The sequence below is a fragment of the Oceanimonas doudoroffii genome, from assembly GCF_002242685.1.
In the GTDB taxonomy this organism is placed as follows: Bacteria; Pseudomonadota; Gammaproteobacteria; order Enterobacterales; family Aeromonadaceae; genus Oceanimonas; species Oceanimonas doudoroffii.
In genome coordinates this window covers 132,590-147,661 of the sequence record NZ_NBIM01000003.1, presented here as the reverse complement: position 1 = coordinate 147,661, position 15,072 = coordinate 132,590, and the positions used below count along the sequence as shown (strand labels likewise).

General features: G+C 59.2%; 10 protein-coding genes and 4 tRNA genes. 6 read left to right on the top strand and 8 right to left on the bottom strand.

Features of this window, described 5'->3' with window-relative positions; all coding sequences use genetic code 11:
* Window positions 1-16: 16 nt before the first annotated feature.
* From pssA to B6S08_RS11600, 7 genes are all read right to left on the bottom strand, one after another.
* Window positions 17-1,366 carry a CDP-diacylglycerol--serine O-phosphatidyltransferase gene (gene pssA / locus B6S08_RS11630; protein ID WP_094200977.1) on the bottom strand — a complete coding sequence of 450 codons (1,350 nt, stop codon included), beginning with the start codon at window positions 1,364-1,366 and terminating at the stop codon, window positions 17-19.
* A 217-nt stretch (window positions 1,367-1,583) separates the two neighbouring features.
* Window positions 1,584-3,374: an aminopeptidase P family protein gene (locus tag B6S08_RS11625; protein ID WP_094200976.1), complete on the bottom strand. Its 1,791-nt coding sequence runs from the start codon at window positions 3,372-3,374 to the stop codon at window positions 1,584-1,586.
* Between the two features lie 79 nt (window positions 3,375-3,453).
* Complete coding sequence (locus tag B6S08_RS11620) at window positions 3,454-4,362, bottom strand: DMT family transporter (RefSeq protein ID WP_094200975.1); 909 nt, start codon at window positions 4,360-4,362, stop codon at window positions 3,454-3,456.
* Window positions 4,363-4,466: 104 nt separating this feature from the next.
* Complete coding sequence (locus B6S08_RS11615; protein ID WP_094200974.1) at window positions 4,467-4,658, bottom strand: hypothetical protein; 192 nt, start codon at window positions 4,656-4,658, stop codon at window positions 4,467-4,469.
* 92 nt (window positions 4,659-4,750) lie between these two features.
* Window positions 4,751-7,828 (bottom strand): multidrug efflux RND transporter permease subunit, encoded by a 3,078-nt coding sequence (locus B6S08_RS11610; RefSeq protein WP_094200973.1) that lies wholly within the window; start codon window positions 7,826-7,828, stop codon window positions 4,751-4,753.
* Window positions 7,829-7,840: 12 nt separating this feature from the next.
* The gene (locus tag B6S08_RS11605; RefSeq protein WP_094200972.1) at window positions 7,841-8,962 is read right to left on the bottom strand and encodes an efflux RND transporter periplasmic adaptor subunit; all 1,122 of its coding nucleotides are present in this window, start codon (window positions 8,960-8,962) and stop codon (window positions 7,841-7,843) included.
* Window positions 8,963-8,987: 25 nt separating this feature from the next.
* The gene (locus B6S08_RS11600) at window positions 8,988-9,554 is read right to left on the bottom strand and encodes a TetR/AcrR family transcriptional regulator (RefSeq protein ID WP_094200971.1); all 567 of its coding nucleotides are present in this window, start codon (window positions 9,552-9,554) and stop codon (window positions 8,988-8,990) included.
* 224 nt (window positions 9,555-9,778) lie between these two features.
* Between B6S08_RS11600 and B6S08_RS11595 the strand changes: the two genes are divergently transcribed.
* The 6 genes from B6S08_RS11595 to B6S08_RS11570 all read left to right on the top strand — a co-directional run bounded on the left by B6S08_RS11595 (window position 9,779) and on the right by B6S08_RS11570 (window position 13,604).
* A tRNA-Arg gene (locus B6S08_RS11595) sits at window positions 9,779-9,855 on the top strand.
* A 29-nt stretch (window positions 9,856-9,884) separates the two neighbouring features.
* Window positions 9,885-9,960, top strand: a tRNA-His gene (locus B6S08_RS11590).
* 32 nt (window positions 9,961-9,992) lie between these two features.
* A tRNA-Leu gene (locus B6S08_RS11585) sits at window positions 9,993-10,078 on the top strand.
* A gap of 33 nt (window positions 10,079-10,111) precedes the next feature.
* A tRNA-Pro gene (locus B6S08_RS11580) sits at window positions 10,112-10,188 on the top strand.
* Window positions 10,189-10,975: 787 nt separating this feature from the next.
* The gene (locus B6S08_RS11575; protein ID WP_094201079.1) at window positions 10,976-12,418 is read left to right on the top strand and encodes a YfcC family protein; all 1,443 of its coding nucleotides are present in this window, start codon (window positions 10,976-10,978) and stop codon (window positions 12,416-12,418) included.
* A gap of 355 nt (window positions 12,419-12,773) precedes the next feature.
* Window positions 12,774-13,604 (top strand): IclR family transcriptional regulator, encoded by an 831-nt coding sequence (locus B6S08_RS11570; RefSeq protein WP_094200970.1) that lies wholly within the window; start codon window positions 12,774-12,776, stop codon window positions 13,602-13,604.
* 191 nt (window positions 13,605-13,795) lie between these two features.
* On the opposite strand, the gene B6S08_RS11565 is transcribed toward B6S08_RS11570, so the two are convergent.
* Window positions 13,796-15,034 (bottom strand): saccharopine dehydrogenase family protein, encoded by a 1,239-nt coding sequence (locus B6S08_RS11565; RefSeq protein WP_094200969.1) that lies wholly within the window; start codon window positions 15,032-15,034, stop codon window positions 13,796-13,798.
* Between the last annotated feature and the right edge of the window lie 38 nt (window positions 15,035-15,072).

Genomic DNA, 15,072 nt, shown 5'->3' with positions numbered 1-15,072 from the left:
TACCCCTCACTGTCATTCAGAGCAGGCGTTTCAGCAGCACATTGGCCTGGGTGCGCTGCACCCGCTTGAGCAGCCGCTGCACCGGCTCAGGATAGTCGCCGAGCTGCTCGATTTCGGTGAAATGGGTCAGCCGCCGGCAGTGTTGCAGAATGTTGGCCTTTTCTTGCTCAAAGGTGGCCCGCAGACGGTGCTCCGGATCCTGCAGCAGCAGGCCGTTTTCCAGATCCAGCCCCCAGGCGCGGGGGTTGAGGTTGTTGCCGGTGATCATGGCCAGGTCGTCATCCACAAACAGTCCCTTGAGGTGATAGGAGTTGTGGTCGTGCCGCCAGAGCATGATGTGGAGTTTGCCCTGGTAGATAAAAGTTTGGTTGGATCGGGCAAAGCGGCGCAGGTTGGCTTCATACAGGTAGGGTAACCCGCCTATGGTGCGAAAGGGCTCGTCGGGCGGAATATAAAAGTCGTTGGCGGTCTTGTCACCAATCACCAGGGTGACTTCCCGGCCCTTTTTGAGCTGGCTGCGAATGTCCCGGGCCAGGGACTTGGGCAGGTTGAAGTAGGGGGTGCAGACAAACAACTTCTCTTTGGTGCCCCGCACCATGGTGCGAATGGCCCGGTTGAGCTTGTTGCCGCGCTTGCCCAGTCCGGCCAGCGGGGTGACCGCCACCTCGCCGGGCTGGCGGGGCTGGTGCTCGAACTGATACTGGCCCCGGCGCAGCCGATGACGAAACTGGCGAATGGGCTGGCGCAGCCGGCGCGCGGTGGGGATCTCGGGCTGGTTCAGGGCCGGCACCGCCGGGTTGTGGGCAAACAGCCGGTCAACATAATCCAGCATGGCGTCGGCGAGGCCGGCGTCGGTGATTTCGTGGTAGCGATCAAAGCGGTAGCGGCCGTTCTGATGCAGGTAAATGTCGTTGATGCTGGCGCCGGAATAGAGCAGGGTGTCGTCAAACACAAAGCCCTTGAGGTGCAGCACGCCGAGCAGCTCCCGGCCCTTGACCGGCACCCCGTGAATGGCGATGGGATGTTCGTAGCGTTCGGCGAATTCCTGATACATCAGGTGGTTGCCGCCCTGCCCGGCATGACCGATAAGCCCGCGCTGGGCCCGGTGAAAGTCGACGTAAAGGCGTACGTCCAGCGTCGGATTGGCCTGCTTGGCCTGGTGCAGGGCGGTGAGAATTTCCCGGCCGGCGTCGTCGTCCTGCAGATAGAGTGCCACCAGGCAGATGCGGGTTTGTGCTGTGGCGATAAGCGTCAGCAGCCGCTCTCGAAAGGCGGCGGCGGAGTGCAGCGCGCGCACCTTGTCGGCATCCACCGACAGGGCCGGCAGGCGCTGCAGCAGGCTTCGGTAATAATTGGCTAGTTGCATAATGAACCTGATTAATGGCGTTGCCGCGTAAGACCATACTTAAACGGCAAGATTCGGTGCAGTTTACCGAATTAGGGCAAAGGGCAGCAAATTAGAGCAGGAACCGGGAATTAGGAGTAGGTTGTGATGAGCGAAGCGAACCACAACACGCAGCCGGCTGTGAATTGTTGGAATTCGCTGCGCTCATTCCAACCTACCATCCCTGCTCCCCTGTTTCTCAGAGCGGCCGGGTCGCCCGCTCCAGCCAGGTGAGGTCGCCGCCGGTCAGCTGCGGGCTGATCTTTTCCCATACCCCGGCGTGATAGTCGTTGAGCCAGTCAATGTGTCGGGCTTCCAGCCAGGCGGTGTCGATCAGGCGGCGATCAAAGGGCACCTGGGTGAGGTGCTCAAATTCAAATACCGGAATATCACCGTCGGTCTCGGCGGGTTGCACCACTTCCAGGTTCTCACAACGAATGCCAAAGGCGTTTTCCCGGTAATAGCCGGGCTCGTTGGAGACGATCATGCCGGTGGTCAGGGGCACCGTGCTGCCCTTGGGGGAAATGCGCTGGGGGCCTTCGTGTACGCTGAGGTAGTGGCCCACGCCGTGGCCGGTGCCGTGATCGAAGTTGTAGCCTTGTTGCCACAGCGGCATGCGCGCCAGGGCGTCCAGCTGCAGGCCGCCGGTGCCGGCGGGAAAACGGGCACAGGCCAGATCGATATGGCCGCGCAGCACCAGGGTGAACAGTTTGCGCATTTCATCATTGGGTTCGCCCACCGCCACGGTGCGGGTAATGTCGGTGGTGCCGTCCAGATACTGGCCGCCGGAGTCCACCAGGTAGATGGCGTCCTGCCCCAGTGTGCGTGGGGTGCCGTTGCCATGATGGTAGTGGCACATGGCGGCGTTGGGGCCCAGCGCCGAGATGGTGCTGAAGCTGGCTTCTACAAACTCGGGGGCTTGCGCCCGCAGCGCCTGCAGCCGGTCGGCCAGGGTGCCTTCGTCTTCCCGCTCCGGGTGAGGCTCGGCGAGGCGGCGATCGAGCCATGCCAGAAAGCGGCACACGGCGGCGCCGTCACGCAGGTGGGCGGCACGGCTGCCCTGCACTTCCACCGGGTTTTTGCAGGCCTTGGGCAGCATGCAGGGGTCGTCGGCAAACACCAGCTCGGCGCCGGCCTGCTCCAGCACCAGGCTGCTCCAGGCGTTGGCGGTGGCGGGGTCGAGTTGTACCCGGGCGCCCTGCTGGCCCAGTGCACACAGGGCGCTTTCCAGCTCGCAGATGGGGGCCAGGGTGACGTTATGGCCACTGTGGCCGGCGAGATCCAGGCCGTTGAACTTGGCGGGCTCGGCAAACAGCTGCACGGCGCCGTCGTTGTGCAGCAGGGCAAAGCTCAGCACCGCCGGCAGGCAGGGAATATCGCGACCGCGAATATTGAGCAGCCAGTTGATGGGCTCGGCCTGGGTCAGTAACTGGGCATCTATGTTGTTGGCGGCCAGCCGTTCGGCAATACGGTTGCGCTTGGCCTCGCTGTGCTGGCCGCTATAGTCCTGGCTCAGCAGCAGGGCGGGCTGAATATCGGGTTCGGGCCTGTCGTGCCAGTGCTTGTCGATGGGGTTGACGCCGACCGGCACCAGCTTCAGGTCGCGGGCGGCCAGTTTCTTGTTGGCGGCATCAAACCAGCCCCGGCTGTGCAGGCGCGGATCAAAGCCCACCCGGGAACCGGCGGCCAGCTCGCTCAGCACATAGTCGAGCACCGGCTCCTGGATTAAATGGCGGTATTCGAACAGGCCGGCGTCGCACTGGTGGCGTACCTGCACGGTATAGCGGCCATCCACAAATACCGCCGCCTTGCCGGTCAGCACCACGGCGGCGCCGGCAGAGCCGGTAAAGCCGGTGAGCCAGGCCAGGCGTTCGGCATAGGGAGGAATGTATTCACCCAGATGCTCGTCGTCGTGGGGCACGATAAAGGCGTCCAGTTGCTGCAGCCGCATGTCGTCACGAACATTCGCAAGGCGTTGGGCGTGGGTCATGTTGATTCCTTAACAAGGTCTTTTAAATGTGGAATGGCACCGGCCGGCGTGAGCGTGCTTTCGCCGCGTTTCGCTCACTCTACTCCGCGCTTGAGGGCTTGGCAAACCGCCCCCGGGGGCGCCATTGCTGGATCAGCAGGGCGGTCACTATCATCACCAGGCCCACCAGAGTGGCGGGGTAGATTTGCTCGCCCACCAGCAGCCGCAGCAGCACCAGAGAGGCAAAGGGCGAGATAAAAATCAGGTTGGAAATGCGGGCGGTGTTTTCGGCGTGGCGCAGGGCCAGCAGCCACATCACAAAGGCAAAGCCCATCTCAAACAGACCCACATAGATGGCGCCTACCCAGCCCTGCCAGGCGGTGAGGGCGAAGTCCGACAGCCAGGCGGTGGCCAGCACGATCACCGGCAGCCCCAGCAAAAAGCTTAAGGTAAGGGTCACCAGGGGATCGGCCTGGTTGCGGGTGTTGAGGATCCAGTAGCCGGCCCACAGCAGGGTGGAGCCCAGCGCCAGGGCTACACCCAGCGGGCTTTCGAAATTCAGGCTGAGCAAATTGCCCTTGGTGGCGATCACCATGGCGCCCAGGTAGCCGAGCACGATGGCTACCCAGTCCTGGCGGCGAATGGTCTGGCCCAGAAAGGGCACCGCCAGCAGGGTGAGGGTGATGGCCCAGGTATAATTGAGGGTCTGGGCCTGCTGGGCCGGCAGCAGGTCGTAGGCCTGAAACAGCACCAGGTAGTAGAGCGCCGGGTTAATCAGCCCCAGCAGGGCGTAGTAGCCGGGGCGCTGTTTCAGGGTGCGCCCCAGCAGGTGCAGCTTGCCCTGGCGTGCCAGCAGGCCGAGCAGTAGCAGCAAGGAGCTGCTCGTCGCCACCAGCAACAGCTGGGCCGGATCAAAATAATCGAGCGAAAGTTTAAAGGCACTGGCCACGGTAGACCAGCAGGCCACCGCTCCCAGCCCGAACAGGTAGGCTTTTTTCTGATTCTTCATAGGATCGTCCCGCGCAATGAGACAGGCAGTGTAGGCAGCCGGTTTGAGCGGAGCAAGGGGCCTGATCACAGCTTCTCATGACTGGAACGGTGCAAGGGAGACGGTCACAGCTCTTCAAAGGGGCGGCGTTTTTCCTTTTCCAGCACCAGCTTCTCCAGGGTGGTAATGCGTTCCAGCAGCCGGCGCTGTTCGGCCTGCAGTTGTTCCACCCGGTTTTCCAGTTCGTTTTGGGCCCGGTTCTGGCCGAGCACCAGCACCAGGCCAATACCCAGCGCCAGCAATATCCAAAGCGTCATTCTTTTCTCCCTGTTGGCGGCATTGCCCTTACAGCATGGCCCATAAACAAAAAGGGCTGCGTGATGCAGCCCTTTTGCGGATTACAGTTGGCTTAGTGGCCGGCCAGCGCCTTGGGTGCCTGGGTTTCGTCAAACTCCGGCAGCGGACGGTGGCGTGAGGCCAGGAAGGTGTAGATCACCGGCAGTACGAACAGGGTAAACAGGGTACCTATGCTCAGGCCGGACACGATTACGATGCCCATGCCAAAGCGCGAGAAGGCTCCGGCACCCGCCGCAAACAGCAGCGGAATCAGGCCGGCCACCATGGCGGCGGTGGTCATCAGAATGGCGCGCAGACGAATGCGGGCCGCCACGCGAATGGCTTCGGTGCGATCCCGGCCTCGGTGCAGCTGCTCTTCCTTGGCCACTTCACACATCAGAATGCCGTGCTTGGTGATGATGCCCACCAGGGTGATCAGGCCCACCTGGGTGTAGATGTTCATGGTTGCCAGGCCCCAGGCCAGGGCCACCAGGGCGCCGGAAATGGCCAGGGGCACCGATACCATGATCACCAGCGGATCGCGCACACTTTCAAACTGGGACGCCAGTACCAGGAAAATGATGAACAGCGCCAGCAGGAAGGTCATGTACAGGGCGTTACCCTCGGTCACGAACTGGCGGGCGGCACCCAGGTAGTCGTGGTTATAGCCGTTGGGCAGCTCGGCGGTGACGCTTTGCTCCAGAAACCCGATGGCATCGCCCATGGACACGCCCGGCGTAAGCACGGCACCTATGGTGGCCGAGTTCAGCTGGTTGTAATGGGGCAGGGAGCGGGGCTGGGCCTCCATGGTGATCGACACCAGGTTGGCCAGGGGCACCATGTCGCCATTGTGGGCGCGCACATAGTAGTCGCGAATGGAATCCGGGTTGAGCCGGTCGGCCCGGGCCACCTGAGGAATAACCTCGTAGCTGCGGCCGTCCAGATCCACCCGGTTGACGTAGGCGTCGCTCATCATGGTGGACAGGGTGATGGCGATGTCCTGCATGGTCACGCCATAGGCGCCGGCCTTGTCCCGGTTGACCTGAATTTTCATGGTGCCGGAGTCAAAGGCCAGATCCAGCTCGCTGTACACAAACAGCGGGCTCTGGCTGACCGTTTGAAGCACCTCGGCGGCCACTTCATACAGGCTTTCAAAGTTGTTGGGGGTGGTCAGCACATATTGCACCGGCAGGCCACTGGACGCGCCGGGCAGTTCGGGAAATTCAAAGGCGCTGATGGCCACCGCCGGAATGCCCTGCAACGGCGGCGTCAGCCGCTCGATCACCGCTTTTTGCGCATCCCGCTGACTCCAGGGTTTGAGCACCGCTACCGCCAGACCCTGGTTGGCGCTGGGTACGCCGGCAATGGTCAGCGAGGTGGACAGGGCGTCGTCCTTGTTGAGCACTTCCACCGCCTTGCGCATGTTGTTCTCGATGTAATCGAGGTTGGCGGTGTTGGGGGCCTTGGCCATCATCAGGAAGGCCCCTTTGTCTTCACTCGGCGCCAGCTCGCTGGGAATGAAGCTGAACAGCACCGGCATGGAGCCGAACACCAGCAGGGCAAAAGCGATCACCACGGGGCGCTTGGCTAGCACCGCGTCCAGCATGCGGCTGTAGCCGTCGGTCAGTCGCTCCAGGGTGTTCTCCACGCCCTGCTCAAAGCGGTTGGGATTGACATGGGGCTTGAGCAGCTTGGAGCACATCATGGGTGACAGGGTCAGCGCCACCACGCCGGAAATAAACACGGCGCCGGCCAGGGTCAGGGCGAATTCCTTGAACAGGGAGCCGGTAATGCCGCCCATCAGGGCGATGGGAGCGTATACCGCCGCCAGGGTGATGGTCATGGTGATCACCGGTACCGCGATTTCCCGGGTGCCGAGAATGGCGGCCCGGTAGGGCGATTCGCCGGCCTTGATGTGCCGGTCGACGTTTTCCACCACCACGATGGCGTCGTCCACCACCAGGCCGATGGCCAGCACCATGGCCAGCAGCGTCATCAGGTTGATGCTGAAGCCGAACATGCTCATCAGGATCGCCACCCCGATCAACGACAGCGGAATGGTGATAATGGGGATCAGCACGGCGCGCAGCGAGCCCAGGAACAGGGTGATCACCACCACCACGATAAGGGACGCTTCCAGAATGGTTTTCACCACCTCGTGAATGGACTCGTTGATGGCGTCGGTGGCGTCATACAACAGTTCCATCTTGATGGTGTCGGGCATGTTGCGCTCGAGATCCGGCAGCATGTTGCGCACGTTCTCGGCCACATTCAGCGGGTTGGCGGACGGCGTGGGGTCAACCCCGATGATCACCGCCGACTGGCCGTCGGCCAGGGCACGTACCACATCGTGGCTCTTTTCCAGCGACACCTTGGCCACGTCGCGCAGGCGCACCACGGCGTCATTGCGGGTGGCCACCACCAGGGACTCCAGCTCTTCGGCGGTTTCAATCTGGGTATTGATATCGCTGTTGTAGAGCATGTAATAGCCGGTGGACTGGCCGGCGGCGGCCTGGTAGTTGTTGGACTGCAGCACCGACAGCACCTCGGCGGCGGTCAGTTGCTGGGCCGCCAGCCGCAGCGGATCCAGCCAGATGCGCAGGGCAAACTTGGCGCCGCCAAACAGGTTGAGCTTGGCTACCCCGTCCACCGAGTAGAACTGGGGCCGCACTACCCGCTCCAGGTAGTCGTTGATCTGGGGCGAGTTCAGTTGCTCACTGCTGAAGGCGATATACATGATGGAGGTAGAGGCCCCCGTGGTCATCTCCAGGCTGGGATCCTCCGCCTCCCGGGGCAGCTGGGAGCGCACCGAGTTGACCCGGGCCAGAATGTCCGACAGGGCCGCGTTGGGGTCGGTGTTCAGCTTCATCTGCACCGTGATGCTGGAGCTGCCGTTGCTGCTCGACGAGGTCATAAAGTCGATATTGTCGGCTTGGGCAATGGCCTGCTCCAGCGGCTGGGTAATAAAGCCCTGAATCAGGTCGGCGCTGGCGCCGTAATAGCTGGTACTGACGGTGACCACGGTATTGGTCATTTCCGGGTATTCGCGTACCTGCATTTTCTGCAGGGCCTGCAGCCCCAGCAGCACGATCAGCAGGCTGATCGAAACGGCCAGCACCGGCCGTTTTATGAAGATATCGGTAAAACGCATGAAAGTCTCCGCTTACAGCAGGGGGGCCGATTCTGGAGTGTCGAGGGCGTCGCTTTCCACCGGGTTGACCCGGCTGCCGTTGGACAGGCGTACCTGGCCGGACGTGACGATGGTTTCACCTGCTTCCAGGCCCTTCACCACCCGGGCGAAATCGGCTTCCCGCTCGGCCACTTCAATTACCCGCTGTTGCGCTACCCGCACGGTCTCGCCGTCGTCGGCCTGTTCTTCTTTCACCACATACACGGTCTGGCCGTAAAGGGTGAAATTGATGGCCTGCTGGGGCACCAGGATCTGGTCGGCTTTCACCGGCAGCTGCACGTCCAGCTTGGCGAACATGCCCGAGCGCAGTTTGCCGCCCTGATTGGGAATGCTGGCCTGCACCTGCACCACGCCCGATTCCGGGTTGATCTGCGGCTCAATGGCGGTGATCTCGCCTTCAAACGGCGTGTCCGGATAGGCGTCTACCAGAATGTTCAGAGCCTGGCCCACGCGAATGTCGGCGATGCGGGTCTGGGGAATGGTAAAGCGAATGCGGAACTGGCTGATGTCTTCCAGCCGGGCAATGTCGGTGCCGGCGTTCAGATACTGGCCGAGAAAGGCGTTGCGAATACCCATGACACCGTCAAAGGGCGCGCGAATGGTGCGCCGTTCAATGGTGGCCTGAAGGGAGTCGATTTGGCCTTGCAGTTCCCGGTAGCTGGCTTCGGCGTCATCGAGCTGACCCTGGGAGACGGAGCCGCGCTGGAATAGCTGACGCATGCGCGTGAGGTTGGCACGAACCGCCGGCAGCCGGCCTTCGGAGCTGCGCAGGTTGGCTTTTTCCACGTCGGCGTCGAGCTCCACCAGCACCTCACCGGCCTTGACCTGCTGGCCCGACTCAAAGTGAATGGCACGCACGATGCCAGCAGACTCGTTGCTGACATTGATGCCCTGAATCGGCTCGATAAAACCGATGGCGGCGATGCGTGGTGTCCAGTCTACCGGAGTGATCTCGGTCACGGTGACCGGAAAGCTGGGCACCGGCTGATTGGCGAAATACTGGGCCATCATTTTTTGCTTGAACAGGTTAAAACCAATGACGCTGCCGAAGATCAGGATCACCAGCAGCAGCATGGACAGGGTCCATTTTTTCATCGAAGTCACTCCCGCGACGTGGTTGTTAGCGTTTTAAAATGGCGTTCCAGGCTGCATCCATCAGCTCGTCAAAGACGGCCTCGTTCATCTGAATACAGCCCCGGGCGTGCCTCTGGGTTAACAGCATCAGATTTTCCAGCGCCAGGAATCCCAGCAGGTCTGATGGCAGATCCCGAAACAGGCCGATGTCCCGGCCGCGTTCGAAAAACTCGAACACCGGTTTGAAATAGCGTTCATCCATGCGTTCTTCCTCTTCTCTGCTGAACAGGGGAGAGGCTTCGTACTGCACGCGGTACAACAGACAGTCGGGGTTGCTCAGCAGGTAATGCAGGCAGTTCTGCCACAGCAGGCGAAACTGCGCCAGGCTGGGGTCCTGCGTGTTGACGCCCTGCAGCAGGGCCACAGACACCTCCTGCATTCGCTCTTCATGCACACAGCGCAGCAGGCTTTCCTTGTCCCTGAAATAGCGATAAATGGTGCCGGTGGCCACACCGGCTTCCCGGGCGACCAGCTGCATCGACATGCCCTGAAAGCCGAGGTTGGCGATCAGGTGTTCCGCCGCATTGAGAATGCGCTCGCGCTTGTTTGTCATCTGTTCTCTGTCTGAAGTCTGAACCATAAATGAATGAACGTTCATTCGACTGCTGATTCTAGGCCATCGTCACTTCAAGTCAATCGCCGCAGTGTGGCCCTTTCTTCACTTTAGTTAAAAAAAACGCCATTCTGCCGACAAAACCGGCAGATGGCCGGTAAAGACAAAAAAGTGCTGGACAAGGGCGGGGGCTGACCTTAGTATTCGCAGCGTCCAAATATAGAGCGCCCGTAGCTCAGCTGGATAGAGCGCTGCCCTCCGGAGGCAGAGGTCACAGGTTCGAATCCTGTCGGGCGCGCCATTCGGTAGTTGGACAACAATTTGATTATGGTGACCGTAGCTCAGTTGGTAGAGTCCCGGATTGTGATTCCGGTTGTCGCGGGTTCGAGCCCCGTCGGTCACCCCAGTTTCAGGCCAAGGCCTGAAAGCAGTAAACATGCGAGGGTGGCGGAATTGGTAGACGCGCTAGCTTCAGGTGTTAGTGTCCTTCGGACGTGGGGGTTCAAGTCCCCCCCTTCGCACCACTGCTTTCAAACAGTTTCGCAAGAGAACAGTTTCGGCGTTTAGCGCAGCCTGGTAGCGCATCTGGTTTGGGACCAGAGGGTCGCAGGTTCGAATCCTGCAACGCCGACCAGAATTAACCGACCTAGTGTCGGTTTTTTTATGCCTGCAATTCAGCGCCGCCCGGTCCGCACTCGTGCCGTCCGTTTGGGGCGTCGACTCGAATACTGCAACACCGCAAGGGCGATCCCAAGTAAACCGACCACAGCGTCGGTTTTTTTGTGCCCGGCGATTCATCATGGGGTTACCGTGCCTTTTTGAGGTGTTCACCAGTCTGTGTTTTTACCCTGTGTCATTGCCTTTATTACCTGACGCGTGCCGGCAATCGCACGCACCTTTACGGTCCATCCGTTTAATGAAATGGAAAGGACCGGCGCAGGGGAATCAATAAGATGTATTCATTCGAATTCTTTTTGTTTTTATATGAAGCTTTATGGTGCGGGCGAATTGTACAAGTTGTTTATATTATGTTTTTTTTGCTGTTTATTTTTGAGGTCAGGTTTTATCTATATTGTCTAATTAATTGAGTTAGTTAGTGCGCCAAAATAAAAACAATAATGCTCACAATTTATTCCTTGTTATTTTCGATAAAAAACCAATATAAAACAGATGATTACAGTAACTTGCGTTCATTTGTTAGTGATTCTGCTTTTTTCTTTAAATAAAGATTTCCGCAATGTGGAATTGGTTTTTAAAACTAGTTGCTTGCCGGTTAATGAATGGTTAATAATGGTTGGGAGGTTCGCAAGGATTAGCCATACGACTCTTGATGTTGAAATGACACCGCGACCTTGGAAACACGCTAGCCAGCGTAAATGGATTTAATCAGTTGTTGTAAAAAGGGAGAGGTCATGAGTCTCATGTCTAAAGCCAATGAACTTTCTTCTACCGACGCAGGTAAAAAGAAAAAGTCTTTCGAGATGCCTCATATTTATGTCATCTTGTTTATATTCAGCGCCATTGCCGCGGTGCTGACCTATATTGTTCCCGCCGGGCAATACGACCGGGTACCCGGTCCCAATGGCCGAACCACCATTGACCCCAACTCCTACCAGGTGGTTGAGTCCACCCCGGTCGGCCCCGTGGATTTTATGCTCGCCATTCCCAAAGGACTGATGGATGCGGGTACTGTGGTGTTCTTCACCTTTATCATCGGTGGCATGTTCATGGTGCTGCGCCGTACCGGCATTATCGAGATTGGGGTAGACAAGCTGACCCGTCGGTTCGCTCATAACACCATAGTGATCATTCCCGTCCTGATGACCACCTTTGCCGTGATCGCGACCCTGATAGGTACTCAGGAGCTGGCGTTGGTGTATGTGCCCGTTATTCTGCCCCTGATGCTGGCGTTGCGCTTTGACTCCGTCACCGCCGCCGCCGTGGCGCTGTGCGCCACCACTGCCGGTTTTACCTCTGGTGTGCTCAATCCCATCAACACCGGCCTGGGCCAGCAGCTGGCTGATTTGCCTGTGTATTCAGGCATGGGACTGCGTGCGCTGGTATTTGCCGCCATCCTGGTGCCCGGCATTTTCTATGTCACCCGTTACGCCCTGAAGGTAAAAAACAATCCTGCCCTGAGCCTGATGGAAGGCGATGCCAAGGAGCTGGAGAAGCGCAAGCACTATCAGCATGCCGACGATGAAGGTGCCCTGACCGCCACTTCCCGTCAGAAGTGGGCGTCGCTTGCGGCCTTTGGTTTCTTTGCCACCCTGGTATGGGGCGTGATGACCCAGGGCTGGTTCATGATGGAAATGGCGGGGCTGTTTATCATCATGGGCGTAGTGGTTGGCATGATTGCGGGCCTGAAGACTTCGGACATTTGCGATGGCTTTAACGAAGGTTTCCGCGACGTCCTGGTGGGTGCCATGATCTGCGGTATTGCCCGTGCCGTTGCCGTGGTGCTGGAAGAAGGCCAGATCATGGATACCCTGGTATTCGGTCTTGGCAACCTGGTTGGCGAGTTCCCGCCGATCTTTTCTGCCATCGGTATGTACCTTTCTCAGTTGGGCTTCAACTTTGTGGTACCGTCGGGCAGTGGCCAGGCGCTGGTAACCATGCCGATCATGGCGCCGCTGGCTGATCTGGTTGGCGTGACCCGTCAAACCGCCGTGCTGGCATACCAGCTGGGCGATGGCATCGGTAACATTCTGTATCCGACCTCGGGTTACTTTATGGCTACGCTGGCACTGGCGGGTGTCAGCTGGAACAAATGGGTCAAGTTTTTCCTGCCTTTGTTCGGTACCTGGGTGGCCATCTCCATGGGCTTCCTGATCTTCGCCCAGTTCACTCAGTGGACAGGCTGATCCCCTGACGGGGTGTTCAAGTATCATGTGGGGCCTCCTTTGGAAGGCCCCTTTTCTATGCGATAGGGCAACTCTGCCCGAAAGGCATCTTAAATAAGCAGGTTGCCGGTATGCGAGCGCGGCGCCATTCGCCCGGCTTGGTTCCCGCTGTCAGGGAGAGGGAACCAAGCCGGGATAGCGCCACGTAGCATGGTGCATCAACGCCTTTAAGCGATATAACCGGTGCTCGTTCGGTGAGGTGTCAGCCGTTGCACCCAGGTGAAGGTAATTGCCAGGCTCGCCGGATTGGGCGGGACTTAATCGGCGATAAACAATACAATAACATTCTTTGATTTTCGTGTTGCTCAGGTTTTCCATGGTCGAGCCAATAAAACAGCCAAAAGCAAAAACCACCAAGCCGGCCGGCGCCACCCAGGTGCAGTCCCTGTCCCGGGCACTGCTACTGCTGGAGCGGCTGGCCGCCTCCGACATGGGCATGTCGCTCACCGACGTGGCCGGCAGCCTGGGACTGGCGCCGTCCACCGCCCACCGCCTGCTCAACAGCCTGCGCAGCCATGACTTTGTGGATCTGGATGAAAGCCAGGGGTTGTGGAGCATCGGCGTGCACGCCTTCTCCATTGGCAATGCCTACCTCAAAAAGCGCGACTTTATCGCTCAGGCGCGGCCGCACATGAAACGGCTGGTGGCGGAAACCGGCGAAACTTCCAACCTGGCGATCCTGGAGCAGGGCAGTGTGGTGTATGTGGGCCAGGTGGAGTCGCCCCAGACCATGCGCATGGTGGTGTCTTTGGGCAGCCGTTCGCCGGTGCATGCCGCCGGCGTGGGCAAGGCGCTGTTGTCGGCGCTGCCGATGAAAGAAGCGTTGGAGCTGGTGCGCAAGAACGGCATGAAGGCCTATACCGAGCACACCATTATTCATCCCAGCCAGTTCGAGCTGGAGCTGCACAAAATCGCCCAGCAGGGCTATTCCCTCGATGACGAAGAGCAGTTTGAAGGCCTGCGCTGCATTGCCGCCAACATCTATAACGAACACGGTGAAGCGGTGGCCGCCATTTCCATTTCCGGCCCGGCGGTACGAGTGAAATGGGAACGCATTCCCCAGCTCAGCGCCTTGGTAATGGACGCCGCCCGAAAAGTGACTCAGGCCATCGGCGGCAAGGCGCCCAGCACCAGTCGCAAGCCATAAGCTGAAGCCTGTAGATTGGCGATGGGCGCAGCGAATTTACAACATTTCGCAGCCGGCTTCGTGTTGGAATTCGCTGTGTTCATTCGCAACCTACTACTGATTGACTGAATACAGTCAATCCCGCTGTTGCTTCGCGCTGCACACAAAAAAGGCCAGTCTTGCGACTGGCCTTTTGCATTCGCGAACTAAGCTCAGAAGCTCAGCGGGCGGTCGCCCTGCTCGTCCTTGATGCGGGTCGGCAGACCCATTTCATTGAGCAGGTTGATGAATGGCTTGGGATCCAGCTCTTCGATGTTGGCCATTTTCTTCACGTCCCATTCACCGCTGGCGATCAGCAGGGCGGCGGCCACCGGCGGCACCCCGGCGGTGTAGGAAATGCCCTGGCTGCCCACTTCGGCATAGGCGTCGGCGTGGTCGGCCACGTTATAGATGAACACTTCCTTGTCCTTGCCGTCCTTCTTGCCCTTCACCTGGTCACCGATGCAGGTCTTGCCGGTGTAGTCCGGGGCCAGGGAAGACGGATCGGGCAGCACGGCCTTGACCACCTTGAGCGGTACCACTTCCAGGCCTTCGGCGGTTTTCACCGGCTGCTCGGACAGCAGGCCCAGATTCTTGAGCACGGTGAACACATTGATGTAATGCTCGCCAAAGCCCATCCAGAAGCGCACATTGGGCACGCCCAGGTTCTGGGACAGGGAGTGCACTTCGTCGTGGCCGGTCATGTAGCTGGTCTGCATGCCCACTACCGGCAGGTCGTCGGTGCGCTTGTGCTCGAACATTTGGTTCTGCACCCACTCGTTGTTCTGCCAGGACCAGACGCGGCCGGTGAACTCGCGGAAGTTGATTTCCGGATCGAAGTTGGTGGCAAAGTAACGACCGTGGCTGCCGGCGTTGATGTCGATGATGTCGATGGAGTCGACGCTGTCGAAGTATTCGTTCACCGCCACCGCGGCGTAGGCGTTGACCACACCTGGGTCAAAGCCGGCACCCAGAATGGCGGTAATGCCTTTCTCTTCGCAGATGGCCTTGCGCTTCCACTCATAGTTGGCATACCAGGGCGGATTTTCGCAGATCTTGGTGGGATCTTCGTGAATGGCGGTGTCGAGGTAGGCGGCGCCGGTCTCGATACAGGCCTGCAGCACCGACATATTGATGAAAGCCGATCCGACATTGATCACCAGTTGCGACTGTGTTTTGTCAATCAACGCCTTGGTGGCTTCTATATCGAGCGCATCCAGGGCATGGGCTTGCAATTCACCGGCAACCTTGAGGCTGCCCTTTTCCCGTACGCTGTCGACGATTTGCTGACATTTCTCGACAGTGCGCGAGGCGATGTGAATGTTACCCAGAACATCGTTATGTTGCGCACATTTGTGGGCAACAACCTGGGCGACACCACCGGCACCAATAATCAGAACGTTTTTCTTCATTTTTTTCCTCTGGAGCCTCCTTGAAAGGCTGCGTTGTG